This window comes from Streptomyces sp. NPDC042336 (assembly GCF_055581985.1).
Map to the genome: position 1 here is coordinate 1 of NZ_JBVJEA010000020.1, position 22,227 is coordinate 22,227.

Sequence of the window (22,227 nt, forward strand, 5' to 3'; positions counted from 1 at the left end):
CTTCGCCGTCAGCTCCTCGCTGCTCAAGTCCCAGGCCACGCCCGAGCGGGTGGCGGCCCTCGCCGCACTCATCAAGGGCGTCGTACGACGGATGGCCGGAGCGGCCTGAGCGCCTCCCGTCCGCCCGCGGCTCACGTCCGTCGAGCCTCACACCACCTACCGACGGGCCCGTGACGGACCGGAGCGGCCTGCGCGGGGCGTGCGGTGACCCGGTGAGCCGGAACCGGTGGCGGCGGTCGTCTCACCGGCCGGGGCCGGCGGCGGGCCCGGACCGGTCCGGAAGGTAGCGGGCGGTCTCGCCCGCGGCGTGGTCGGCGAACATCCGCCCGGCGACGTCCGGGTCACCGCAGCGCAGGACGTCCAGGAGTTCGGCGTGGTGCTCGGCCATCGCGCCCCAGCCACCGGCGTAGCGCGGATCGCCGAGCACGTGCAGGTCCCACAGGCTGGACTCGATCATGCGCCACAGGCGGATCAGCGCCGCGTTGCCGGCCGCTTCGCACACATGCCGGTGAAAGGACATGTCCGCGTCGCGGAAGGCACCGATGTCGTCCTCGGCCGCGGCCCGGCGCAGCCGGGTCACGTCCTCGGAGAGCAGCCGCGTGTGCGCGGCGTCCAGCCGGCCGGCCACCCGGCGGGCCGCGTACTCCTCGAACATCACCCGGATGTCCCTGACGTCCTGCGCCTGCCGCTCGGAGACCCGCGCGACGTAAGTGCCGCGGTGCGGCTGGGAGATGACCAGCCCCTCGTAGGCCAGGCGCTTGATCGCCTCACGGGGCGGTGCCTGACTGGTGCCGAAACCGCGCGCGATCTCCGATTCGACGAGGCGCTGACCGGGCGCCAGCCGGCCGCCCACGATCCAGTCGCGCAGCAGGGTGTACACATGGTCGGAGAGCAACTGCCGCGGCATACGCGGCGTACCCGGCACCGGACCGTCCTGGGCCCCGCTCGCACCCCCGCCCGTCTCCCCCCGCGGTCCGCCCGGGCGCGCGACCGGCGGATCGGGCAGCTCGGCCTGCTGCTCCCGCCAGATCCGGGCGATCGTGGACTGCGACAGACCGAGCGTGTCGGACAGTGAGCGGGTGGAGGGCACCGGGGCACCGGCGCGGGCCTGTTCGAGCACCGCCGCCACCCGGGCCTCCGCCTGCCGCCGGTCCGCGCTGCGGGGCCGTCCCGAGCGAGGCGCGTCGTGCAGACCGGCGATGCCCCGCCGCAGATAGCGCTCCCGCCACTTGGCCACCGTGGCGGGGCTGACCGTGAGCCGCCGGGCCACCTCCGCGTTGGTCAGCCCCTCGGCACAGGCGAGGACGATCCGGCCGCGCAGCCGGAGACCGGCCGGCTGCTGCCGGGCGAGGTCCGTCAGGGCCGCCCGCTCCTCGGCAGCGAGCTGGGGAAACGCGGGCAGGTCGGGATCGGTCATGGCACCGCGCTTCCTGGGATGCGTGAACTTATGACTCACGGGCCGTGCGTCCGTCGCCCCTCAGGTCATCAATTTCAGGTTCAGCCTCGCGTATTGACGACACCACGGCACGAACATATTAACTATCGTTGCTCGATCAGTGACCCACTAGTCACGTACGGCGATGCCGTGCGGGTGCTCCGCCGGAGCGAGCACCCCGGGGGCGGGCTCCGCCCCCTCCGGGCCCCGGGCCCATCGGCGGACGGCGCGAAGCCTCCGGACGGCGCCGACGCCCCCGCACCAGGAACACGAGCCCGCGCGGCACCAGCGCCCGTGACGGCACGGAACACACCGGCCGGCCCACAGGAATCCGGACCACGACATCACGCACTCCACGCGGCAAGGAGACCTCGTGCCAACCACCCAGGTACGACCAGCACGACGAAGGACCAGAAGACTGCCCCTGCTGCTCGCGGCCGGCGCCCTGCTGGTCGGCGGCGCCACCCTGGACACGCCCGAGGCGAGTGCCCAGGCCGCCGGCTGCAAGGCCACCGAACTGTTCGTGTCCCCCGACGGGAACGACCAGGCCAAGGGGACCAGGAGCAAGCCGTTCAAGACCGTCGAGAAGGCCCGCGACCACATCCGCGACAAGGGTCTCAACCGGCCTGGCGGGATGCGCTGCGACATCCACGTCAACCTGCGCGCCGGCGACTACCCGCTGAGCCGCACCGTCGAACTCGACGACCGCGACTCGGGCACCGACGGCCACCAGGTCGTCTACCGCTCCTACGACGGCCCCGGCAAGGCGCGGGTCATGGGGGCCCAGCCCGTCACCGGATGGGAGGAGTACAAGGACGGCATCTACCGTGCCGACGTCGGCACGGACAGCCCCTTCTACACCCTCTTCGAGGACGGCCGGCGCGCCACCACCGCCCGCTACCCCAACCGCAAGTCCGACGACGAATGGGCCCCGTACCTCACCTCCACCCTGCCGGAACCGGAGAAGGAGGCCGTCCACCAGTGGCTGTACTCCAACCCCGGTGACTGGGACGCCACCTGGGACCTCAGCAACGCCCAGGCGGTGGTCTGGTCCGGCGGCAGCTGGAGCTGGTTCACCGACACGGTCCCCGTCCGGGACTGGAACCCCGCCAAGAACCAGATGACGCTCAAGTACTGGACCCGGTACGCGCTCAACAACTCCGGCGGCGGCTCGCGCTACTTCCTCCAGAACTCGCTCGACTTCCTCGACCAGGCCGGCGAGTACTACCTGGACTTCAAGAAGGGGCAGCTGTACTACAAGCCCCGCGGCGACATCGACGACGTCACCGTGCTGCGCCCCACGGTCAAGACCCTGTTCGACTTGGCCGGCGCCGACCCCGACCGACGGGTGCGGGACGTCACCCTGGACGGACTCGCCCTGCAGTACAGCGACTTCGTCGACTGGTACCGCAACGGGTGGATCAGCGACGGCGACTCCGGCGAGGTGCACAAGTACCCGGAGTACGACCGGCAGATCGAGATGCCGCGCAACCGCTTCGGCGCCGTCTCCCTCACCAACAGCAAGGACGTCACCCTGTCCCGGCTGAAGATCTCCGACACGGGCTACCACGCCGTCTACGCCCTCGCCGCCAACGACCACCTGACGGTGCGCGACAGCCTGCTGGAGAACATCGGCGCCGACGGGATCAAGGTGGAGGGCCCCTACCCGGGGGAGGGGAACACCTCCAACGGCCACCTGCTGACCAACAACTACATCTCCCACTACGGTGAGCTGAACCCCGGCGACGCCTCCGGCATCGAGCTGATGAACACCGGGCACAACACCGTCAGCCACAGTCACGTCAAGCACAGCGCCCGCTACGGCATCAGCCTCGAGGTGCGCCCGGAAGTGGCCCTCAAGGACAACTACGCCCGCGGCAACACCTTCGAGTACCTGCGCATCGACGAAGCCGGCCTGGACAGCGGCGACATGGGCGCCTTCTACACCTACGGCGTCAACAACGTCGAGCCGTACCCGATGGACAACCACGTGCGCCAGATGGTCATCGGCGACGTCATCCCGGACGAGTCGATGCCCGACAGCGGCACCCGGGGCATCCACATGGACGCCGGCGGCTGCGGCTTCACCTTCGAGGACATCGAGGTCGGCAGGACCACCGACCAGTCGTACCAGAGCTACCAGTGCAACGACGTGAAGAACGCCAACTGGGAGGACGGGTACGACGCCGCCAAGATGGAGTACGACAAGATCGGCGTCACCGCCGGCTTCCCCTACCCGCTGCCCGACGGGGACACCCAGTGAGCGGTCTCTGACCGGTCGCGATCGATGAGCGCCCCCGGGCAGCGAGCCGTACGAGCCGCTGCCCGGGGTGCGGTGGCGCGGGCCCGAACCCCGCCCGTGCCGGGAGCACCGAGCACCCTCACCGCCCTCAACACGCACCTGGAGGCACAGCCATGCCCGAGTTGTCCCGACGAAACGTCCTGGCCGCGGCCGGAGCGTCCGCGGCGGCGACCGCGCTGAGCGCCGCTCCCGCACCGGCCGCGCCACAGACGGCGGACCCCGCCCCGTCGGCGGCGCGGCGAGGGGACCCCGCCGCCAACCCCATGCGGCTGTGGTACCGCGCCCCGGCAGGGGAGTGGCTGGAGGCCCTGCCGGTGGGCAACGGCCGGCTCGGCGCCATGGTCTTCGGCGGCACCGACACCGAACGGCTCCAGCTCAACGAGGACAGCCTGTGGGCCGGCGGCCCCAACGACTACGCCCGCCCCGAGGCCGTGCGGCACCTGGACGAAATCCGCCGCCTGGTGGTCGAGGAGAAGTGGAACCAGGCACAGCGGCTGATCGACGCCGAATTCCTCGGCAGCCCCTCGGAGCAGGCCGCCTACCAGGTGCTCGGCGACCTCGAACTCACCTTCGCGGGCCAGGGAGAGGTGAGCGACTACGAACGCGAGCTGGACCTGGAGACCGCCATCGCCCGCACCACCTACACCCGGGGCGGGATACGCCACGTCCGCGAGGTCTTCGCCAGCGTCCCCGACCAGGTCCTCGTCGTCCGGCTCAGCACCGACACCCCGGGCGCCGTCGGCTTCTCCGCCCGCTTCACCAGCCCCCAGCGGTCCGGCGACTCGGCGGTGGACGCCCACACCATCGCCCTCGACGGCGTCAGCGGCGACTGGTACGGCCTGCCCGGCTCCGTGCGCTTCAGGGCTCTGGCCCGTGCCGAGGCGGAGGGCGGCCGGGTGCGCACCGACGGCGGGACCCTCACCGTCGAGGGCGCCGACAGCGCCACCCTCGTCATCTCCATGGCGACCAGCTACCGCAACTACCTCGACGTCGGAGCCGACCCCAAGGCCCGCGCCCGCAATCGTCTGACCCCGGCCGCGAAGAAGCCGTACGCACACCTGCGCGAGCGGCACGTCGCCGACCACCGGCGCCTGTTCGGCCGGGTCGCCATCGACCTCGGGCCGTCGGAGCGCGTGAACCTGCCGACCGACGAACGCATCCCGCTGTTCGCCGACGGCAATGACCCCCAACTGGCCGCGCTCTACTGCCAGTACGGCCGGTACCTGCTCGCCTCCAGTTCCCGGTCGCCCGGACAGCCCGCCAACCTCCAGGGCCTGTGGAACGACAGCCTGAACCCGGCCTGGGAGTCCAAGTACACCGTCAACATCAACTTCGAGATGAACTACTGGCCCGCCGGCCCCGGCAACCTCGCCGAGTGCTGGGACCCGGCCGTGCGGATGGTGCACGAACTGGCCGAGTCCGGCACCCGCACCGCCAAGGCCCTCTACGGCGCGCCCGGCTGGGTACTGCACCACAACACCGACGGCTGGCGCGGCACGGCACCGGTGGACGCCGCACAGTACGGCATGTGGCCGACCGGCGGCGCCTGGCTGTGCGTGATGCTGTGGGACCACTACCGGTTCACCGGCGAGACGGGCGCGCTCAGCCGCAACTACCCGGTGATGAAGGGCGCGGTGGAGTTCTTCCTCGACACACTCCAGGTGGACGCGGAAACCGGCCGGCTCGTCACCAACCCCTCGCAGTCGCCCGAGGTCACCCACCACCAGGACGAGGGGGAGAGCGTCAGCATCTGCGCCGGCCCCACGATGGACATGCAGCTCCTGCGGGACCTCTTCGACGCCTTCCGGCAGGCCGCGAAGGTGCTGGACCGCGACCCCCGGCTCGTCGAACGCGTCACCGAGGTCCGCGACCGGCTCGCCCCCACCCGCGTCGGCCACCTCGGCCAGATCCAGGAGTGGCTCGTCGACTGGGAGGAGGCGGCCCTGGTCAGAAGCCGCCACGTGTCCCACCTGTACGGTGTGTTCCCGAGCGCGCAGATCACGCCGAGGGGCACCCCGGAACTCGCCGCGGCGGCCAGGAAGAGCCTGGAGCTGCGTGGCACCGCGGGACAGGGCTGGTCCCTCGCCTGGAAGATCAACATGTGGGCCCGGCTGCTGGACCCGGCGCGCGCCTACCAGCACCTGGCGGACCTGCTGACCCCGGCGCGCACCGCGCCCAACCTCTTCGACCTGCACCCGCCCTTCCAGATCGACGGCAACTTCGGGGGTGTCTCCGGCATCACCGAGATGCTCGTGCAGAGCCACGCCGGCGAGATCGAGCTCTTGCCCGCCCTGCCCGACGCCTGGCCCACCGGAGCCTTCCGGGGGCTGCGGGCACGCGGCGGCTTCGAGATCGACCTGGAGTGGACGGCGGACGGCATCACCCGCGCGCAGGTGCGCTCGCTGCTCGGCAACCCCGTGCGGATCCGCACCCCGCACCCGGTGCGCGTCGAAGGCGCCGACGCCGAACGCCCCGAGGAGCACGTGGTGTCCTTCGCCACCCACCGCGACGGCCGCTACCTGCTCGGCCCGGTCACCTGGTAACGGCGTCACGACCCATCACACCTCACCGCGGCCGTCCCACCGGAACGGGGGCGACCGCGGTGACGTCCACGGAGCCCGCGACATCCTGGTCCAGTTCGCCGCCGATGGCCTCGCGCAGCGCGTCGTGCCGGGGACCGAGCCCGAACTCCTCGGCACTCCACCGCTCACGCGGACAGAGCCACACCGGAAGACCCACCACATCCGCCGGCTCCCACTCGTACCGCGGCCAGACATGCGCGTGCAGGAACGGGTCCTTGTTCCCCAGGATCTCCAGGTTGACCCGCCGGAAGGCAGGGTCCAGCCGCCCGCAGGCCCGCTCGACGGCTTCACCGAGCCGGTCCATGTCCGACAGGAACGACAGCCGCTTGGCCCTCGGCAGGTCCGACAGCCGCCGCACACCCGGCTCGTCCACGAGCAGAACCGAGTAGCCCGGCAGGAACTGCACGTCCCCGATCACCGCGAATCCGGCCGTCAACCGCCGCAGCACGGTCGGGTTCTCGCCCCTGAGCGCAGACCCGATCCGGTCCGTCCGCCAGTCACCTGTCATCGCGACAACCTACAGTGGCCGGGCCGTGTTGGATGGGCGCATGAGCGAGACGACAGCCGCCCTGCGCCTGCGACGGGCGATCGAACGGACCCGGCACGCGACGCGCGAACGCGCCCCCGTCGGACGGCTCTCGGCGGAGGCCGACGACGTGCGGGGCACCTTCGCCACGGACGGGGCACTCGGCTTCGACCCCTTCCCCTTCCTCCGGGCGCTGCACGACGCCGGATCGCACGCGGTGGTCATCGGCCAGGTCGCCGGCATCCTGCACGGCTCCGCCGAACTGACCGGAGACCTGGACCTGCTGTGGGACGGCACCCTTGACGAGGCACGCGCCCTGCGTGACGCCCTCGCCGCCTGCGGCTGCACCGAACCGCCCGACCTCGACCGCGAACAGGTGGGGTACCGGGTCACCGGCGCCGACGGAGACCTGTGCACCCCCGTCCTGCGCTGGGGCGACCTGGACGTCACGCCCTGCCTGGCCCGGGCCGAGACCACCCGCGACCCGATGGGTTTCACCGTCCGCTACGCCGCACTCGACGACCTGATCCGCATGCGGCGGGCCCTCGGCCGCCCCAAGGACCACCGCCGCGCGGACGAACTCGCACGCCTGCGCGCCTGACCGGGAGCGGACCGCTCCCCCGCCCCGCAAGCGCCCGGACGACCAGCCGCACGAGGAGTCGGCCGGGCCGGGCGGGTGAGTCGCCGCGCCCGACGACGCCCGCGGTGGCCGGGCCGCGGCTCACGCTTCGGCGAGGGCCGCCCGCAGCCGGTCGGTCACCTTGCCGAGGCAGTCGGCGAAACTCGTGTGTCCGCCGGCGTCGATCCAGTGCCGGAAGGCGTTGCCGAAAGCCACCGTGGCGAGCTGCGCGACGAGTTCCGCCGTGTCGGCCTCGACCTGCCGTTGGACCAGGGCGTCGCGGACCGCCCGGGTTACCGCGGCCGCCTTGGTCCGTTCGCGTTCCTGCAGCTCGGGGCTGGCGTCGATGACCGCCCGGCGCTCCGCGGTGTCCTGCACCTGTGCGACGAGCTGGGTGCCCACCTGGGACATCGCGTCGAGGACGGCGGTGAGCGGGGCGGTGTCGGGGTCTGCCGCCAGGACGGCTTCCGCCAGTGCCGGGGGCAGGCGCTCCGAGCCGCCGAACAGGACCTCGCGCTTGTCGGGGAAATAGCGGAAGTAGGAGCGCCGGGTGAGCCCGGCCCGCTCGGCGATGTCGGTCACCGTCACGTTGTCGTAACCGTGCTCCGAGTACAGCTCCAGAGCCGCCCGTTTCAGGCGCTGCTCGGCACCCGGATCCCACCTTGCCATGGGCCGACCCTAACAGGTGATGTCTCGCTGTGCCATCAGTGCTAGCCTGAAGTCATGGCACTGTGTGTCATCGCTGGGGTCCGCCCCGGCGCGACCCCGGAGCAGGCAGGGACGTACGCATGACCGAGAACGGCAGGACCAGTGGGACGACGAGCGGGAACAGGACGAACGACGAGGTGTGGATCGTGGGGGCGACCGGCCGTGTGGGCCGACGGGTGGCCGCGCGACTGGCCGCGCGGGGGCTGACGGTCGTACCGGTCGGACGCAGCCGGGAGCGGATGGCCGCCGCCGGCGCCGAAGCCGGTCTGCCCGCGGACACGAAGGTCGTCGTGGCCGACTCGGCCGAGCGAATCGCGGACGAGGTCGTCCGGGGGCGCCCGCGGGTGGTGGTGAACACGATGGGCGCCTACGCCGCCACGGCACCGGTGATCGCCCGCGCCTGCATGTCCGGCGGCGGCCACTATGTCGACCAGGCCAATGACGTCGGCGCCGTGGAGGGACTGCTCGCCCTGCACGACGAAGCGGCGCGGGCGGGCAGCACTCTGGTCACCGGCGCCGGTTTCGGTGTGCTGGCGACGGAGGCGGTGGTGGCGAAGCTGTGCCAGGACCGCCCCACGCCGCGCAGGGTACGCGTCGACTCCGTGGCCTCCGTGGAGCTGGAGGCGGGCGCGCTCGGCACCGCCCTCGCGGCCGGCATCGTGGACGCGCTCGTCACGGGCGGGCGGCGTTACGAGAACGGACGGCAGGTGACCGTGCGCCTCGGCGCCGACCCCCGGCGACTCACCTTCCCGGACGGGACATCGGCCAAGTCGGCAGGTGCCGCGTCCGGGGAACTGGTCGCGGCGCACCTGGCCAGCGGGGCGCCGTTCGTCACCGCCACCTCCGCCCTCGCGCCGACGGCTCCGGGCCTGCGTGCCCTGATGCCGCTGCTGGGCCGCCTGCTGTCCGTCCCGCCGCTGCGACGCCTCGCCGTCGACCGGCTCGGCCGGGTCACGGCCAAGGCCGCGCCCCGGCCGCGCGAGCACTCCTGGGGGCACGCCGTCGTGGAGTGGGCCGACGGCACCCGGCGCGAGGGATGGCTCCGCGCGGGCGAGGGCATGGACTTCACGACGGAGGTCACCGTCACGGTCACCGAACTCCTGGCCGGTGGCGCCGGCACGCCGGGGGCGTGGACGCCGGCGGCCGCCCTCGGGCCCGACGTGGCGACCACCGCCGGTGGCGCCTTCCTGCTGAACTGACGCCCACCGGTTCCCAGTCCGCCGCCGGCCCGGCGGACCCCGGGAGGGCGCGTCGCAGGCGCAGGCCTCAGCCCACGGACAGCCTGACCAGCCCGTCGTGCTGGTGCGGCGCACCCTGCACCGTCACCGCGACGTACCGGACCGAGCCCGCACGGGTGAGCCGGCGTACGCGGCCGCGGCCGTCCAGCGTCCCGGCACGCTGGTAGCGCACCCCGTCGGTGCTGAACTCCACGCGCGCCGCCGGGGCCGCGCCGGTCCGCCACTGCGCCTCCACCCAGCGCACCTCGGTGCGCGCGCCGAGGTCGACCACCATGCGGCCGTCCCGGCCGGGGTGCCACGCCGTGTCCGGGTCGCCGTCCACGGCGGCGTCCGGGCGGGACATCCCGGGCGGCAGCGGACTCGTCGGGAAGGTGCTCCGGCCCAGGGCGTGGTCCTGGTGCGGGAAGGGCTGTGCACCACGCAGCGTCACGCGGGTCTCGCCTCCGTCCCGCACGGTCGCGTCGGCGCTGCGGCCCTGCGCCTCGATCCGCAGCCGGCAGTGCGCGCCGGACAGGAGCAGGGTCGCACCGTCGGCCACCCGGACCCGCAGCCCGGACGGCAGCGTCCGGCCGGACAGCGCGGTGAGGGTGAAGCGCGGCGCGAGCAGTGAAGCCGACGCGGCGCCGAGCCGCGCACGGTAGTCGACGCCTTCCCGGGTCACCGTCTGCTCGCCCTCGTAGACCTCTCGCCGTCCGCCCTGCTGCGGCACCACGACCCGCGTCTCCACCTCGTCCGCCGACAGGTTGAACAGGCTCAGGTACCCGTCCACCCGCGCCGCACGGACCCGGCCGTCCTCGGCGGCGGGCGCGGCGCTCCCGGCCAGGACACGCAGCTCGTCGGCCGACACACCGCAGTGCCCCTCGATCACGAGCGCGTCCCGCGCACCCTCGGCCGGGACGATCGTGTCGCCGTACACGGCCAGCGTCCGCTCGCCGCCGCCGCGCACGACCAGCCCGGCACGGCCGTCGACGTCGAGCCACCCGCCACGGCTGCGCAGCGACGGGGCGGGACCCGTCGTCAGGTCGGTCCACCGGGTGCCGTCGGACGAACCCTGGATGCGGTAGGAACGACCGGCGGCCGCCTCCCAGCGCAGCGTGACCCGGTCCAGCGCACGCTCGGCGCCGAGATCCACCGCCCACCAGCTGTCCGCCCGCTTGCGGTCCTCGCGCGAGACCGCCCAGCGGGTCCCGCCGTTGCCGTCCACGGCCAGCTGCGGCCCCATGCCGGCCGACTGCGAGGAGGCCGTCGCCGTGCCTCCCCGTGCGAGGTCGGGACCCTCGGCCCCGTCCCGCACCTCGACCGCGTACAGCGAGTACCCGTACGTCGGGGCGGGCTGCACACCCAGCATGCGTATGTGCCGCACCGTCGTCCGGGTGAAGGCCAGTTCGTCGACGCGCCCCGCGGCCGAGGGAGTGGCGTCCTGCGCGCGCACCGTGGCCGAGCCCTCCGCGAACCGGTACGTGCGGCTGCCGCCGAGGCCCGCCACACCGGGCATGGTGAGATTGTGCACCTCCAGCCGTGAACCGGCGGCGACCGGACCCTCGCCGGCGTAGACGACCGCACCCGTGGGGAGCGTCGCGTACCCGGCGAAGCCCTCGCTCAGGCGCAGCACCGTGGCGCTGCCGTCGAAGCCGTCGCGCAGCGCGGTGTGCACGCGCACCGTCCTGCCGGTGACCTCGGCGGCGGTGGAGGGCAGGAACATCGGGGTGCCGCCGCCGAGCCGGAACAGCCAGTCGTCGTGCGCCGGCTGCCAGGCGAACTTCACGAACCCGGGCTTCGTGACCGCACCGGCCCACGCGGCGGGGGACTGGTGGGACACCAGACCGGGGCCGGTCCCGAAGTCGATGACCCCGGACGCGTGCGCGAACAACTCCTCGCGCGACATCGGCCGCACCCGCGGCCCCGCGTCCGGCCACACGTGCAGCAGATAGCTGATGGCGAGTTCGGCGCGCGCCTCGGGCTCGTACTTCGGCTCGCCCGAGAACTTCGCCAGCCGGTACTCCGGCGGATACGCCTGGTAGGCCTCCAGCCGCGAGGCCAGCTCCGTCTCCGCGCGGGCCGCCGCCCGGTCTCCCACGACCCGGGAGAGGAAGGCCAGCGGTATGACGTCCCTGCCGTACAGGTGCTCTCGGTCGTCCACCATCGGCATCAGCGGCTCGCCCGCGTCCGACATCACGCCCAGCAGCGTCCGCCACAGCGGCTCCGCGTTGGGCTGCCTGGTCAGGACCTCGGGCAGCGGCCGGCCCGCCGCGAGGAAGTGCGCCGCGTTACGCCCCGAGGTGCGCCACATCTCCTCCTGGTAGTGCGGCCCGAACGAGCCGTGGTTCTCGACGATGAAGGTGTCGTACGTGTTGTGCGCGGTGTTGCGCGAGACCGGGACCCCGTCCACCCGTGCGGGGTTGGCCAGGTCGGCGGGCGGCAGGCCGCCCTCGTTGCGCGACCAGGTGCCGTAGTCGGTCGCCCACTCGGCGCGGCGCCGGTCGTCCGGTGCCCAGGCCAGCGCCGGAGCGAGGGTCTGCGCGTAGAGGCCCATCTCCTCCAGCTTGGTGTCGCCGACGTACCCGCCCTCCAGCCCGTTCGGGGTCCAGTCGCCGGAGGCCGGGTCGTCGCCCGTGCCCAGGGAGTGCGTGTACGCCGCCTGTTCGCGGGTGATGGTGTCCACCGCGGCGCGGGTGGCGGCGTCGAGCTCGTCCCACAACAGGTGGGCCGCGAGGATGAAGTACGACTGGAAGGTGGTGTCGAAGAACAGCGTGCGGCCCCACTGGGTGCCGCCCGTGAGCCGGTTGGAGGCGGCGAAGTGGCGCAGGGTCGCCAGGGTGCGGCGCCTGAGCGTCTCCCGGTCGATACCGGCCGCCTCCTCGTCGAAGGTCCCGTGCGTCAGCAGCACGGCGTGCCCGAGGACGACGGCGAAGCCGAAGTACTGGTCGGTGTACGTCCCCTTGGCCTCGTCCCACTGCGTCTCCGACCAGCGGGTGTGCCGCAGCAGCACGCGGTGGTACGTGGCGGCGACGTCGTCCGGCGGGTCGACGGGCCGGGCGGAGCCCGTGGCGGAGGAGGAGGCGGCGGCCGAAGGGGACCCCAGCGCCGGTTGGAGGGCGGCCGCGGCGCCGGTCGCGCCGAGGAGTCGCAGCAGGAGTCTGCGGCCGAGAGGGACGGAAACGGGGCCCATGATGGTCCTCTTCACCAGACGACAACGTTGTCAACGCGGTCATCCTCGACCGGCCATGAGCGGCGTGTCAATGGGTGCGGGCCGGGGAGGCTCGCCCTCGTGGGGCCCGTCCTCAGCCCTGCCGCGGTGCGCGGTCGTGCTCCCGGACGGCGATCCTGGCGAGCTTGGTCAGCATCATGCCGTTGCGGACCTCGACGAGGTAGTCCACGGGCAGTCCGTGCATCCGGATGCCGGGCCCGCGCAACGCGTGCCAGTCCAGCACGAAGAGCGTGGCGTCGCCCCAGGGCATCAACTTCATGGCGATGCGGGCCGCGCCGAACGGTTCGGCCTTCGCCTCCAGTTCCAGGCGGCGCTCGGGTTCGCAGACGCGGACGACGCAGGTGTCGTCGAGGACCAGCGGGCCCACCCCGACCCTGACGCGCAGCCGGGCGCCAACCTGCGGCCAGTGCGGGTCCGCGGCGAGGATCTGCCGGGTGCCGGTCACCCACTCCCCGTATCGGTGCCCGTCGGACAGCAGGCTCCAGACCTCGGACGGGGTACTCAGGATCAGACGACGGTTCCGGGCCAAGCTGGACACGCTCCCTCAGGACGACGGAACGCCGACACTAGCCCGGTGATCCGGCGGCCCCGGGGAACGCGCCGGGACATGGGTCCGTCCGGAGGAGTACCGCCGCGGCGGGCGGAGCTCGCGGCGTACGGCACCGGTCGGCGGGCACCCCAGGGTTCCCGCCGACTCGGCGGCGGGGGACGTCAGTTCTTGGCCGCGACCCCGCAGACGGACACGTCGGCCGTGGGCTCCTCCGCCTGGTCGGCGTCCGGGCGCCAGGAGGCCGTGGACACGACCCCGGGCTCCACCAGGTCCAGGCCGGCGAAGAAGGCGGCGATCTCCTGCGGGGAGCGCAGGTGGTAGGTGTTGGCCGACTGCCCGTTGTAGACCTCGACCGCCCGGTTCAGCGCCTCGTTGCCGTTGGTGCCGTCGCTCAGGGCCAGGTAGCTGCCCGCGGGCAGCGCCGAGAGCAGCGTGTTCAACAGCTCGGCGGGACGGTCGGCGTCGGAGATCTGACCCATGATCCCGAGTGTGGTCAGCGCGACCGGACGGCTGAGGTCCAGGGTCTTGGCGGCCTCGCCCAGGATCCGTTCCGGGTCCCGGACGTCGGCGTCGACGTAGGCGCAGGCACCCTGCGGGCTGCTGGTGAGCAACGCCTGAGCGTGGGTGAGGACGAGGGGGTCGTTGTCCACGTACACGATGCGGCTCTCCGGCGCGATGCGCTGGGCCAGCTCGTGGGTGTTGTCCGCGGTGGGCAGCCCGGTGCCGATGTCGAGGAACTGGCGGATGCCGGCCTCACCGGCCAGGAAGCGTACCGCGCGGGCCAGGAACCGCCGTTGGAGACGGGCGACGGCGGCGAACTCCGGAAACGTCGTCAGGATGACCTCGCCGGCCTCGCTGTCGACGGGATAGTTGTCCTTGCCTCCCAGCAGGTAGTTCCAGACACGGGCGGAGTGCGGACGATCGGTCTGCAGTCTCGCCCTGAGTTCTTCACGCGGCTGAGTCATAGGCAAAGCTTCACACAGGGTTGCGTCATGGTGGGCCGGGTACGGAACTTCCCGGTGAGGCGCCCGCTCATGCGGACGGTGTGACCGGTGACCGCAGGCCGAGCCACTGCTCGGCGTCCCAGGCCCAGAACCGCTCCACCTCGATGAACCCCAGCTTGGCCGCGAGGCGCATCGAGGCGGAGTTGGCGGTCTGGGTGGCGAGCACCACCGGCTCGCCGGGAAGGACGCCGTCGAGCCAGTCCAGTGCCGCCGCGCACGCCTCGGCGGCGTACCCGTGTCCCCACACGCGCGGCAGGAACAGATAGCCGAGATCGAGCTTTCCCGCGGCCGCCGGACGAAGGTGCTCCGTAGCCCTTCTGAGCAGGATCTGGCCGATCATCGCCCCGTCGAGGTCGACGACGAGACTCCCCGGCCACCGCTCGGGCACCACGGGAAGCTCGCGCTCGAGCTCGTCGCGCCGACGGGGCCCGCCGAGGTACGCGTGCACCTCCGGCGACGCCAGCAGTTCGACGAACACCGCACGGTCCCGGGCCTCGGGGGCACGGAGCACGAGTCTCCCGGTCGTGATCGGCGCGGGCGGCCAGGCGACGGGCCCCAGGTCTGACATGCGCGGAGGCTAACAGCCTTGGAGGCGCCGCACATCGGCTTCCCCGGGACACGAGCGTCGTGCGGCCCCCGGGCCGGGGCCGACGCCCCGCTACCGGCTGTCAACCCCGACGATGGTCAAGGGCCGGTGTGGTCCTTCGGCTCGGGTGTCCGGCTCCGCCCGCTTCTACGTTCGAGCCCATGGAACGAGAACCGCGAATGAAGGTCCGGGCCGGTCGGACGCTCGGTGTGTCGGCCGTCCTCGGTGGGGGAGCGGGGACGGTCGCGTGGCTGTCCCCCGGCGGGCTGGGCGAGGCCGGTGCCGTCGAGGTGACCGGCGGTGCTTCGGCGTCCGTGTACCGGTCGGTGACGGGGGCGTTGGCGGATGCGCCGTTGTGGACGGGCTCCGTTCTGGAGGTGGCCACCGAGGGCACGCTCGTGATCCTCGGAGTGATGCTGCTCCTGGTGTGGTGGACGGCGGTCCGCCGCAAGGACGCACGCGTGGTCGCCGGGACGGTACTGACCGGACTGGGCACCGTCGCGGCCTACGTGGTGAGTGAAGCGCTGAAGCTCGTGGTGGACGAGGAGCGGCCGTGCCGGGCACTCGGCGCGGGGGCCGAGGCGGTCGCCGCGTGCCCGGGGGTGGGGGACTGGTCCTTCCCGAGCAACCACGCGACGCTGGCCGCCGGGCTGGCCGTCGGTCTGGCCGTGCTGCGCCCCCGGCTCGGTGTGATCACGCTGCCGCTGGCCGGGGCCGCCGCGCTGCTGCGCGTGCTGGTGGGAGTGCACTACCCGCACGACGTGCTCGCCGGTGCGGCGCTGGGCGGCGCCGTCGTGGCGGCGGTGCTCCTCGCGTTGCTGCCCCTCGCCCAGGGCCTGGCCTCACGGCTGGGAAGGCCGCGGCGGAATGATGCCCGCCTCGTGGGCCACGACCGCGGCAGCGGCCCGGTTGTCGACGCCCAGCCTCGCCAGGATGGAACTCACGTGGGCCTTGACCGTCCCCTCCACCACATGGAGTCGCCGGGCGATCTGCCCGTTGGACAGGCCGCTGCCGAGCAGGGCCAGTACCTCGCCTTCCCGGGCGGTGAGTGCGGCGACCCGGCTCCGGGCGCCGGCACGTCGGGCGGCCGACGTGCCGGCGCCCGTGGCGGAGAGGTGCGCGACGACCCGGGCCGCGACCTTCGGTGACAGGTAGGCGGCGCCCTCGGCCACCGAGCGGACCGCGGCGATCAGTTCCTCCGGCTCGCCCGACTTGATCAGGAAGCCCGCGGCGCCGCGGCCGAGCGCCTCGAGGATGTAGTCGTCCTCGCCGAAGGTCGTCAGCATGACGACGCCCGTGCCCGGCACGGTGGCGCGGATCTCCGCGGCGGCGTCGATGCCGTTGACGCCCGGCATGCGGATGTCCAGTACGGCCACCATGGGCCGGTGGCGCCGGACCAGCTCCACGGCGTCGTGCCCGTCGGCGGCCTCGGCGACGACGTCGATGCCCGGATCGGTGGCGAGGACGGAGCGTACCCCGGCACGGATCATCGGCTCGTCGTCGGCGATCAGCACCCGGATCATCGCGCGCTCACGGGGCGACCGTGCCCAGGGACACCAGGGTGTCCTGCCGGAAGCAGAGCCGGTAGGCGTCGCCGGAGCGGTCGTCGAACCGGTCGGCCGTCATCGCGTAGTACTCGCACGTCGTGCCGTCTCCCGTCGGCTCGTCGGTCAGCGGCCGGTAGTCGGTCTGCCGCTCCGGCAGGAGACGCCGTACCTCGGCACGAGGTTGCCCCACGTGCAGGCGGGCATAGTCGCGAGGGTCCAGGACCGACCGGGCCGCCGACATCGTCTCCCGGATCATCAGCGCTCCGCTCAGCAGGGCCCCCGTCACGAGCGGCACCATGACCGCGGCGACCAGGGTCCGGCCCACCCGGCGCCGGGCGCGGCGGTGTTCCATCGGCAGTGTGTCACCGCGCAGGCCGGGGGGCGCGGGCGGCGACGCTGCGGGTGGCGGGGACGAGGGCGTGTGCGGGATGCGCGCGACGACCGCGTAGCCTCCGTCGCGCGGTCCGTGGTCGAAGGCGCCGCCGGTCAACCGCACACGTTCGTCGAGCCCGATCAGGCCACGCCCGCCGCCGCCGGGCCGGGGCCGCTCTCCGGCCGTGTCCGGCGGCGGGCCGTTCTCCACGACGACCTCGGTCGCCGTCGCCCCATGGGTCACATGGACGGTCGCCCGCGCGCCGGGCGCGTGTTTGGCCACGTTGGTGAGGGACTCCTGCACGACCCGGTGAGCCGCCCGCTCGGCCACGGGCGGCAGGTCGTCCGCCTCGCCGTCGACGCGCCACTCCACCGCGAGCCCGGCGTCGGACGCCTCGGAGATCAGCCTGGTGAGGCCGGAGCCCTCGGCGTCGAGCGCGCTGGGACCGGTCTCCTCGCGCAGGACACCGATCACCTCGCCGAGCCGGTCCACCGCGGCCGCCGCTCGGGCGCGGATGTCCGCCGCTGCCCTCTGGTGGTGTTCCGCGAGGTCCGGCGCCAGCTTCAGGGCGCCGGCCGCCAGCGCGATCAGGCTGAGGTCGTGGCCGAGAACGTCGTGCATGTCCTGCGCGATGCGGGCCCGCTCGCGCGACCTGGCCTGGTCGGCGATCAGCCGCTGCTCGCGCTCCAGTTGACCCGCACGCTCCCACCCGGCCCGGACGAGCTGCCGGTACTGGCACCAGAACCGGCCCGCGAACCAGGGCAGCATCATGGCGGCGACCACCACGGTCGCGAACCGGCCGGCCGGCGGGAGCCAGGCGGGAACGACTGACAGCGCCGTCACACCGGCCGCGAGGATCGCGACCAGGGCGAGCGCCGTCGGAGCCGTCCGCCCGGGCCGCCGCCCCGCGAGGAACGCGGTGACGGCGGTCGGGACGGTCCACCACAGGTTCGTCGCGCTCAGGCCGGCGGTCAGCGTGGTGGCCGCCGTGAGCAGGGTCCCGGGATCACGTGCCCACCCGGGAAGGGCGGTTCCGGTCCTGCGTCCGGTCCGGCCGTCGGTCGTTGTGCTCTCCACGGAGGCGACGGTACGGACCGCGCACGCCTGCCGGCCACTGCCGAAAGTCCAATCCGCTGCGTAAGGCCCCGCGCGACTCCTCCCTGCCGCACCTTGCCGACCCTATCGAAAAACGATAGATTCCCATCGTAGTTCGATCGAGGAGGAGTGGCGATGGGAAAACTGACCGTGCTCGCGCTGCGTGCCGTGCTCGTGGCCTTGCTCGCCGGCTCGGTGGGAGTGCAGACGGTGATGGCCGTGCTGCTGGCCGCCGACGTCGAGGACAGCGCCCTGTCGGGCCGGGTCGTCCCGATCCTCACGATCGTGGTCCTCGGCGTCATGGCGGCCCAGGTCGTCCTGGTCTGCGTGTGGCGGCTGGTGACGATGGTGCGGCGCGGCACCGTCTTCTCCCTCGCCGCGTTCCGGCACGTGCACCTGATCATCGGCGCGTTCCTGGCCGCCGCCCTGCTGGTGTTCGCGCTCGGGGTCGTCCTGGCGCCGGGCGAGGCCGTGGCCCCGGGCATCGTGCTCCTGCTGGGCGGAGCCGCGTTGGCCGTCTTCGGGGTCGCTCTCGTCGTCCTGGTGCTGCGGGTGCTGCTCGCCCAGGCCGTCGCGCGGGACGTGGAGGCCTCGCGGATGCGGGCCGAACTGGCCGAGGTGATCTGATGCCGATCGTCGTGGACATCGACGTGATGCTGGCCAGGCGGAAGATGTCCGTGGGCGAGCTCGCGGACCGGGTCGGCATCACCCCCGCCAACCTGGCCGTGCTCAAGAACGGCCGCGCCAAGGCGGTGCGGTTCACCACGCTCGCGGCGCTGTGCGAGGTACTGGAGTGCCAGCCGGGGGACCTGCTGCGCTGGGAGGACGGAACACCGGCTCGGGCCGTACCCTCCGGGACGGCGTCGGCCGGGCCGGGCTCCTAGCTCCCGCACACCTCGACGGCGGCGGGAGTCACTGTCCGGCGGAGCCGGGCGCGGTCTGCCGTTCGCCGGCGTACAGGGAGCCGAGGAGGGTCAAGGCGTGGGCCGACGGGCTGCCCGGCTCGGCGTGGTAGATCACCAGTTGCTGGCCCGGCGCGTCGCGGACGTCGAAGGACTGGTACGTCAGTGACAGAGCACCGACGTCCGGGTGGAGCAGCTGCTTGGCGTCCCGCGTCTTGCCGCGCACGGAGTGCTCCGCCCACAGGCGCCGGAACACGGCACTGTGCTCGGTGAGCGTGTCCACGAGCGGCCCCAGACGCGGGTGTTCGGGATCGAAGCCCGCCGCCTGGCGCAGGTTGGCGACGACGGCCTGGGCGGCCCGCTCCCAGTCCCGGTAGAAGTGCCGGCCCGCCGGGTCGAGGAAGGTCATGCGGGCCAGGTTGTCCGCGGGCGTGAAGGCGGCGTAGAGCGCGTCGGCCAGGGCATTGGAGGCCAGCAGGTCGAGGGTGCGGCTCATGACGAAGGCGGGGGTGTGGGCGTAGCCGTCCATCAGCTGACGCAGTGCGGGACTGACCCGTTCGGTGACGTGCAGCGAGCCTCCGGCGGCCGGTGCCACCCCGGCCAGACGGTGCAGGTGGGCCCGGGCGTCCGGGCCGAGGAGCAGCGCGCGGCCGAGGGCGTCGAGCACTTGCGGTGACGGGTGCCGCTCGCGGCCCTGCTCCAGCCGGGTGTAGTAGTCGGCGTTGACCCCGGCCAGGACGGCGACCTCCTCGCGGCGCAGTCCGGCGACCCTGCGCACGCCGTGACTCGCCATGCCGACGTCCTGCGGCCGCAGTCCGGCGCGACGGGCGCGCAGGAACTCCCCAAGGTGGTTGTCGTCCATGCCCCCAGGCTAGGCGGTGGTCCTGCGCGCTGCCTGGGTGCGCCGCACCCAGGCGGAGAACGCCCTGGTTCCACCGGGCTGACCTGCGCAGACTCGGTCGGGCAGACACCACCGCTCACCGAGGAAGGCAATCTTGATGCCAGCGAACGCGCGGGGTCACCGAAGCCCCGGCAACGCCGACGTGGTCGGCATGTGGGTGACCGCGGACGGCCACATCCGTCAGGAGTTGCGGCCGGACGGGCGCTACGACGAGGCCCGGGGGAACCGGCGCAGCGCGTACACGGGCCGGTACACGGTGACCGGCAACCACCTCGACTACGTCGACGACACCGGCTTCACCGCCACCGGAGACCTGCGGGACGGCGTGCTCCACCACGAACACCTCGTGCTGTACCGCGAGGAGGAGCCCTCATGAGGGAGCGCGGAGGCGTCCCCGCCGCAGGCGCCCGTGAGGCCGCCGACTCCCCGAGGGCCGACGCCACGCCGAAGGCGTCCCCGTCCCCGTCCCCGTCACCGACGCCCGGAACTGCGGCCCTGCTGGTCCTGTGCGCGGCTCATTTCATGGACGCCATCGACTTGTCCGACGTGGGCGTCGCCCTGCCCGCCATTCAGCACGACCTCGGCATGGCGTCGGGCTCCCTGCAGTGGGTCGTCTCCGCCTACGCCCTCGGCTACGGCGGCTTCCTGCTCCTGGGCGGCCGGGTCGCCGACCTCTTCGGACGGCGACGGGTCTTCCTGACCGCGGTCGCCGTCTTCGGGGCGGTGAGCGTGCTGGGGGCGCTCGCTCCGACCGGGGGCCTGCTGATCGCGGCGAGGCTGGCGAAGGGCGTCGCCGCGGGCTTCCTCGCTCCGGCGGCCCTCTCCCTGATCACCACCGGCTGGCCGGAGGGCTCGAAGCGCGGCCGTGCTCTCGGGTGGTACGCCACCGCGGGAGCCTGCGGCTTCGTCGGAGGGCTCGTCCTCGGCGGCGTACTCACCGAACTCTCGTGGCGCCTGGTCTTCGCGCTCCCCGTGCCCCTCGCCGCGGCGGCACTTGTCGCGGGGCGCCGCCTGCTTCCGGCGGACCCGCGGGGCGGCACCCGCGAGAGGATCGACGTTCCCGGCGCGCTGACGGCCACCGGAGCCCTCGTACTGCTGGTCTACGCCCTCGCGCAGGCCCCGTCGCACGGCTGGCTCTCCGTCCGTACCCTCGTCCTCTTCGCCGCCGCGGCCGGTCTGCTCGTCCTGTTCCTGCGGGTGGAGTCCCGCTCGCGCAGGCCCCTGGTCCCGCTGTCCTTCCTCGCCCGGCGCGCGACCGCGGGCACCAACCTGACGATCTTCGCCATGTGGGGCGCCTACACGTCGTTCGCGTTCCTCGCCACACTCCACCTGCAGAACGTGCTGCACTGGACGCCGCTGCAGACGGCCGGGGCCTTCGTTCCGCTCGGCCTGGCCAACGGCGCGCTGGCGCCGTTCGCGGGACGGCTCGCCGCCCGCTTCGGCGTGCACAGGATGATCGCCGCCGGAATGCTGCTCCTCGCGCTGTCCTACGGCCTGCTCTTCCGTATCGGAGCCGACAGTTCCTTCCTCACCGTGGTCCTGCCGGTCATGGTCGTCAACGGGATCGGCACCGCGGCGACGTTTCCCGCGCTGAACATGAGCGCGGTGTCCGGGGTGCCCGACCGGGACCAGGGGCTGGCGGGAGCCCTGCTCAACACCTTCATGCAGATCGGCGGTGCCGTGGTCCTCGCCCTCGTCACCGCCGTCGTCGAGGCCGGACAACGGGCGGACCGGGCCGACCCGCTGGCGGGCTACGACGCCGGGACCGCCGTCATCGTCGCCACCGTGCTCGCCGGCCTGGGCGGCACCCTCCTCATCCGGCACCGACCCGACCGCCGAGACCACTGACGACGTGGCCGCTCGCGCCACCCGCGGCCGGCCGTCACCGCGAAGAACACGCCTTCGTCACGGCCCCGCGGGACCGGCCCCGCGGGGCTCAGCGGATCCCGACGCTCGCGCCCGGGGCCAGCCGGTGGTAGCGGGCGGGGACCCCGGGGCCCCGCTCGCCGAGGAAGCCCTCGATCATCGCCGTGCCGACGTCGTTGAGGGCGCCGTCGTGCACCGCGTAGGCATCGTGGGGAGCGACCTCGCGCACGTAGTCGATCAGATCGCCGACGGTGGACCAGGGGGCGTGCACGGGCAGCAGCAGCGTGCCGACCGGAGTACCGGGGACGGTCAGGGCGTCACCGGGGTGGAAGAGGGATTCGTCCACCAGGAAACCGATGTTGGGGATGCGCGGGACGTCCGGGTGGATGACCGCGTGCCAGGTTCCGTGCACCCGGATGTCGAAGCCCGCGACGCTGAAGGCGTCCCCGTCCCCGGTGGTGGCGAGCTGCGGGCCGAGGCCGTCCAGTCGCTTCGCGACCGAGGTGTTGGTCCAGATGCGCAGACCCGGGCGCGCCGCGGCCGCCCGGCGCAGCACCTCCTCCGAGAAGTGGTCGAAGTGCTCGTGCGTGACGAGTACGGCGTCAGCGCCGTCCAGCGCCCCGGGGTCGGTCAGACCGCCCGGGTCGATGACCAGGCGGCTTCCGTCCTTCTCGAGCCGCACACAGGCATGACCGAACTTGGTGAGTTCCATGACCGCGATGTCCCTCCGCTTCCACCGACCATTTTTTGTACAACTCAACTGTACAACTAGGTGATGAAGATAC

The 22,227-nt window shown here is 73.0% G+C and carries 19 protein-coding genes and 1 pseudogene; 9 read left to right on the forward strand and 11 right to left on the reverse strand.

Going from position 1 to position 22,227, the window contains the following annotated elements:
• Nucleotides 1–241: 241 nt before the first annotated feature.
• On the reverse strand, nt 242–1,417 hold the full coding sequence (locus tag ACZ6IM_RS31610; RefSeq protein ID WP_469561198.1) for a GntR family transcriptional regulator: 1,176 nt from the start codon (nt 1,415–1,417) through the stop codon (nt 242–244).
• Nucleotides 1,418–1,808: 391 nt separating this feature from the next.
• On the opposite strand from ACZ6IM_RS31610, the gene ACZ6IM_RS31615 reads away from it, so the two are divergent.
• Both ACZ6IM_RS31615 and ACZ6IM_RS31620 read left to right on the forward strand, forming a co-directional pair.
• Nucleotides 1,809–3,698 carry a right-handed parallel beta-helix repeat-containing protein gene (locus ACZ6IM_RS31615; protein ID WP_052841023.1) on the forward strand — a complete coding sequence of 630 codons (1,890 nt, stop codon included), beginning with the start codon at nt 1,809–1,811 and terminating at the stop codon, nt 3,696–3,698.
• Nucleotides 3,699–3,850: 152 nt separating this feature from the next.
• Nucleotides 3,851–6,280 carry a glycoside hydrolase family 95 protein gene (locus tag ACZ6IM_RS31620; protein ID WP_469561201.1) on the forward strand — a complete coding sequence of 810 codons (2,430 nt, stop codon included), beginning with the start codon at nt 3,851–3,853 and terminating at the stop codon, nt 6,278–6,280.
• Between the two features lie 22 nt (nt 6,281–6,302).
• On the opposite strand, the gene ACZ6IM_RS31625 is transcribed toward ACZ6IM_RS31620, so the two are convergent.
• Nucleotides 6,303–6,827 carry a diadenosine tetraphosphate hydrolase gene (locus ACZ6IM_RS31625; protein ID WP_469561204.1) on the reverse strand — a complete coding sequence of 175 codons (525 nt, stop codon included), beginning with the start codon at nt 6,825–6,827 and terminating at the stop codon, nt 6,303–6,305.
• Nucleotides 6,828–6,867: 40 nt separating this feature from the next.
• Between ACZ6IM_RS31625 and ACZ6IM_RS31630 the strand changes: the two genes are divergently transcribed.
• On the forward strand, nt 6,868–7,446 hold the full coding sequence (locus ACZ6IM_RS31630; protein WP_052841020.1) for a hypothetical protein: 579 nt from the start codon (nt 6,868–6,870) through the stop codon (nt 7,444–7,446).
• A 120-nt stretch (nt 7,447–7,566) separates the two neighbouring features.
• Here ACZ6IM_RS31630 and ACZ6IM_RS31635 read toward each other — a convergent pair whose 3' ends face one another.
• Complete coding sequence (locus tag ACZ6IM_RS31635) at nt 7,567–8,133, reverse strand: TetR/AcrR family transcriptional regulator (protein WP_469561207.1); 567 nt, start codon at nt 8,131–8,133, stop codon at nt 7,567–7,569.
• Between the two features lie 119 nt (nt 8,134–8,252).
• On the opposite strand from ACZ6IM_RS31635, the gene ACZ6IM_RS31640 reads away from it, so the two are divergent.
• On the forward strand, nt 8,253–9,371 hold the full coding sequence (locus ACZ6IM_RS31640) for a saccharopine dehydrogenase NADP-binding domain-containing protein (protein ID WP_469561210.1): 1,119 nt from the start codon (nt 8,253–8,255) through the stop codon (nt 9,369–9,371).
• A gap of 67 nt (nt 9,372–9,438) precedes the next feature.
• On the opposite strand, the gene ACZ6IM_RS31645 is transcribed toward ACZ6IM_RS31640, so the two are convergent.
• From ACZ6IM_RS31645 to ACZ6IM_RS31660, 4 genes are all read right to left on the reverse strand, one after another.
• Nucleotides 9,439–12,579, reverse strand: coding sequence for a discoidin domain-containing protein (locus ACZ6IM_RS31645; protein ID WP_469561213.1), 3,141 nt, complete (start codon nt 12,577–12,579; stop codon nt 9,439–9,441).
• A gap of 112 nt (nt 12,580–12,691) precedes the next feature.
• Nucleotides 12,692–13,147 carry an SRPBCC family protein gene (locus tag ACZ6IM_RS31650; protein ID WP_469561216.1) on the reverse strand — a complete coding sequence of 152 codons (456 nt, stop codon included), beginning with the start codon at nt 13,145–13,147 and terminating at the stop codon, nt 12,692–12,694.
• Between the two features lie 182 nt (nt 13,148–13,329).
• Nucleotides 13,330–14,133, reverse strand: a complete 804-nt coding sequence (locus ACZ6IM_RS31655) for an SAM-dependent methyltransferase (protein WP_052841016.1) — start codon at nt 14,131–14,133, stop codon at nt 13,330–13,332.
• A gap of 67 nt (nt 14,134–14,200) precedes the next feature.
• The gene (locus tag ACZ6IM_RS31660) at nt 14,201–14,740 is read right to left on the reverse strand and encodes a GNAT family N-acetyltransferase (protein WP_469561219.1); all 540 of its coding nucleotides are present in this window, start codon (nt 14,738–14,740) and stop codon (nt 14,201–14,203) included.
• A 179-nt stretch (nt 14,741–14,919) separates the two neighbouring features.
• Between ACZ6IM_RS31660 and ACZ6IM_RS31665 the strand changes: the two are divergent.
• A pseudogene (locus ACZ6IM_RS31665) lies at nt 14,920–15,609 on the forward strand (phosphatase PAP2 family protein); the annotation flags it as partial.
• Here the strand turns inward: ACZ6IM_RS31665 and ACZ6IM_RS31670 are convergent.
• Entirely contained in the window at nt 15,601–16,281 is a 681-nt protein-coding gene (locus ACZ6IM_RS31670) for a response regulator (protein ID WP_052841014.1), read from the reverse strand. The pseudogene ACZ6IM_RS31665 and the gene ACZ6IM_RS31670 sit on opposite strands and share 9 nt — an antisense overlap.
• 7 nt (nt 16,282–16,288) lie before the next feature.
• The gene (locus tag ACZ6IM_RS31675; RefSeq protein WP_052841013.1) at nt 16,289–17,755 is read right to left on the reverse strand and encodes a sensor histidine kinase; all 1,467 of its coding nucleotides are present in this window, start codon (nt 17,753–17,755) and stop codon (nt 16,289–16,291) included.
• 153 nt (nt 17,756–17,908) lie between these two features.
• Here ACZ6IM_RS31675 and ACZ6IM_RS31680 point away from each other — a divergent pair, with 153 nt between their 5' ends.
• Together ACZ6IM_RS31680 and ACZ6IM_RS31685 are read left to right on the forward strand one after the other, a co-directional pair.
• Nucleotides 17,909–18,400, forward strand: coding sequence for a DUF2975 domain-containing protein (locus ACZ6IM_RS31680; protein ID WP_469561224.1), 492 nt, complete (start codon nt 17,909–17,911; stop codon nt 18,398–18,400).
• Nucleotides 18,400–18,657, forward strand: a complete 258-nt coding sequence (locus tag ACZ6IM_RS31685) for a helix-turn-helix domain-containing protein (protein WP_052841011.1) — start codon at nt 18,400–18,402, stop codon at nt 18,655–18,657. Before ACZ6IM_RS31680 ends, ACZ6IM_RS31685 begins: the two co-directional genes overlap by 1 nt.
• A gap of 28 nt (nt 18,658–18,685) precedes the next feature.
• Here the strand turns inward: ACZ6IM_RS31685 and ACZ6IM_RS31690 are convergent, their stop codons facing one another.
• Nucleotides 18,686–19,537 (reverse strand): helix-turn-helix transcriptional regulator, encoded by an 852-nt coding sequence (locus ACZ6IM_RS31690; RefSeq protein ID WP_052841010.1) that lies wholly within the window; start codon nt 19,535–19,537, stop codon nt 18,686–18,688.
• A 136-nt stretch (nt 19,538–19,673) separates the two neighbouring features.
• Between ACZ6IM_RS31690 and ACZ6IM_RS31695 the strand changes: the two genes are divergently transcribed.
• On the forward strand, nt 19,674–19,952 hold the full coding sequence (locus ACZ6IM_RS31695; RefSeq protein WP_052841009.1) for an Atu4866 domain-containing protein: 279 nt from the start codon (nt 19,674–19,676) through the stop codon (nt 19,950–19,952).
• Entirely contained in the window at nt 19,949–21,424 is a 1,476-nt protein-coding gene (locus ACZ6IM_RS31700) for an MFS transporter (RefSeq protein WP_469561229.1), read from the forward strand. The genes ACZ6IM_RS31695 and ACZ6IM_RS31700 overlap by 4 nt, the downstream gene beginning before the upstream one ends.
• Nucleotides 21,425–21,512: 88 nt before the next feature.
• Here ACZ6IM_RS31700 and ACZ6IM_RS31705 read toward each other — a convergent pair whose 3' ends face one another.
• Complete coding sequence (locus ACZ6IM_RS31705; protein WP_052841008.1) at nt 21,513–22,154, reverse strand: MBL fold metallo-hydrolase; 642 nt, start codon at nt 22,152–22,154, stop codon at nt 21,513–21,515.
• Nucleotides 22,155–22,227: the final 73 nt, after the last annotated feature.

Excerpts from the sequence above, each read along its gene's own strand:
- ACZ6IM_RS31610 (WP_469561198.1), bottom strand. The coding sequence starts at position 1,417 with ATGACCGATCCCGACCTGCCCGCGTTTCCCCAGCTCGCTGCCGAGGAG.
- ACZ6IM_RS31620 (WP_469561201.1), top strand. The coding sequence starts at position 3,851 with ATGCCCGAGTTGTCCCGACGAAACGTCCTGGCCGCGGCCGGAGCGTCC.
- ACZ6IM_RS31625 (WP_469561204.1), bottom strand. The coding sequence starts at position 6,827 with ATGACAGGTGACTGGCGGACGGACCGGATCGGGTCTGCGCTCAGGGGC.
- ACZ6IM_RS31630 (WP_052841020.1), top strand. The coding sequence starts at position 6,868 with ATGAGCGAGACGACAGCCGCCCTGCGCCTGCGACGGGCGATCGAACGG.
- ACZ6IM_RS31635 (WP_469561207.1), bottom strand. The coding sequence starts at position 8,133 with ATGGCAAGGTGGGATCCGGGTGCCGAGCAGCGCCTGAAACGGGCGGCT.
- ACZ6IM_RS31640 (WP_469561210.1), top strand. The coding sequence starts at position 8,253 with ATGACCGAGAACGGCAGGACCAGTGGGACGACGAGCGGGAACAGGACG.
- ACZ6IM_RS31645 (WP_469561213.1), bottom strand. The coding sequence starts at position 12,579 with ATGGGCCCCGTTTCCGTCCCTCTCGGCCGCAGACTCCTGCTGCGACTC.
- ACZ6IM_RS31655 (WP_052841016.1), bottom strand. The coding sequence starts at position 14,133 with ATGACTCAGCCGCGTGAAGAACTCAGGGCGAGACTGCAGACCGATCGT.
- ACZ6IM_RS31660 (WP_469561219.1), bottom strand. The coding sequence starts at position 14,740 with ATGTCAGACCTGGGGCCCGTCGCCTGGCCGCCCGCGCCGATCACGACC.
- ACZ6IM_RS31670 (WP_052841014.1), bottom strand. The coding sequence starts at position 16,281 with ATGATCCGGGTGCTGATCGCCGACGACGAGCCGATGATCCGTGCCGGG.
- ACZ6IM_RS31680 (WP_469561224.1), top strand. The coding sequence starts at position 17,909 with ATGGGAAAACTGACCGTGCTCGCGCTGCGTGCCGTGCTCGTGGCCTTG.
- ACZ6IM_RS31685 (WP_052841011.1), top strand. The coding sequence starts at position 18,400 with ATGCCGATCGTCGTGGACATCGACGTGATGCTGGCCAGGCGGAAGATG.
- ACZ6IM_RS31690 (WP_052841010.1), bottom strand. The coding sequence starts at position 19,537 with ATGGACGACAACCACCTTGGGGAGTTCCTGCGCGCCCGTCGCGCCGGA.
- ACZ6IM_RS31695 (WP_052841009.1), top strand. The coding sequence starts at position 19,674 with ATGCCAGCGAACGCGCGGGGTCACCGAAGCCCCGGCAACGCCGACGTG.
- ACZ6IM_RS31700 (WP_469561229.1), top strand. The coding sequence starts at position 19,949 with ATGAGGGAGCGCGGAGGCGTCCCCGCCGCAGGCGCCCGTGAGGCCGCC.
- ACZ6IM_RS31705 (WP_052841008.1), bottom strand. The coding sequence starts at position 22,154 with ATGGAACTCACCAAGTTCGGTCATGCCTGTGTGCGGCTCGAGAAGGAC.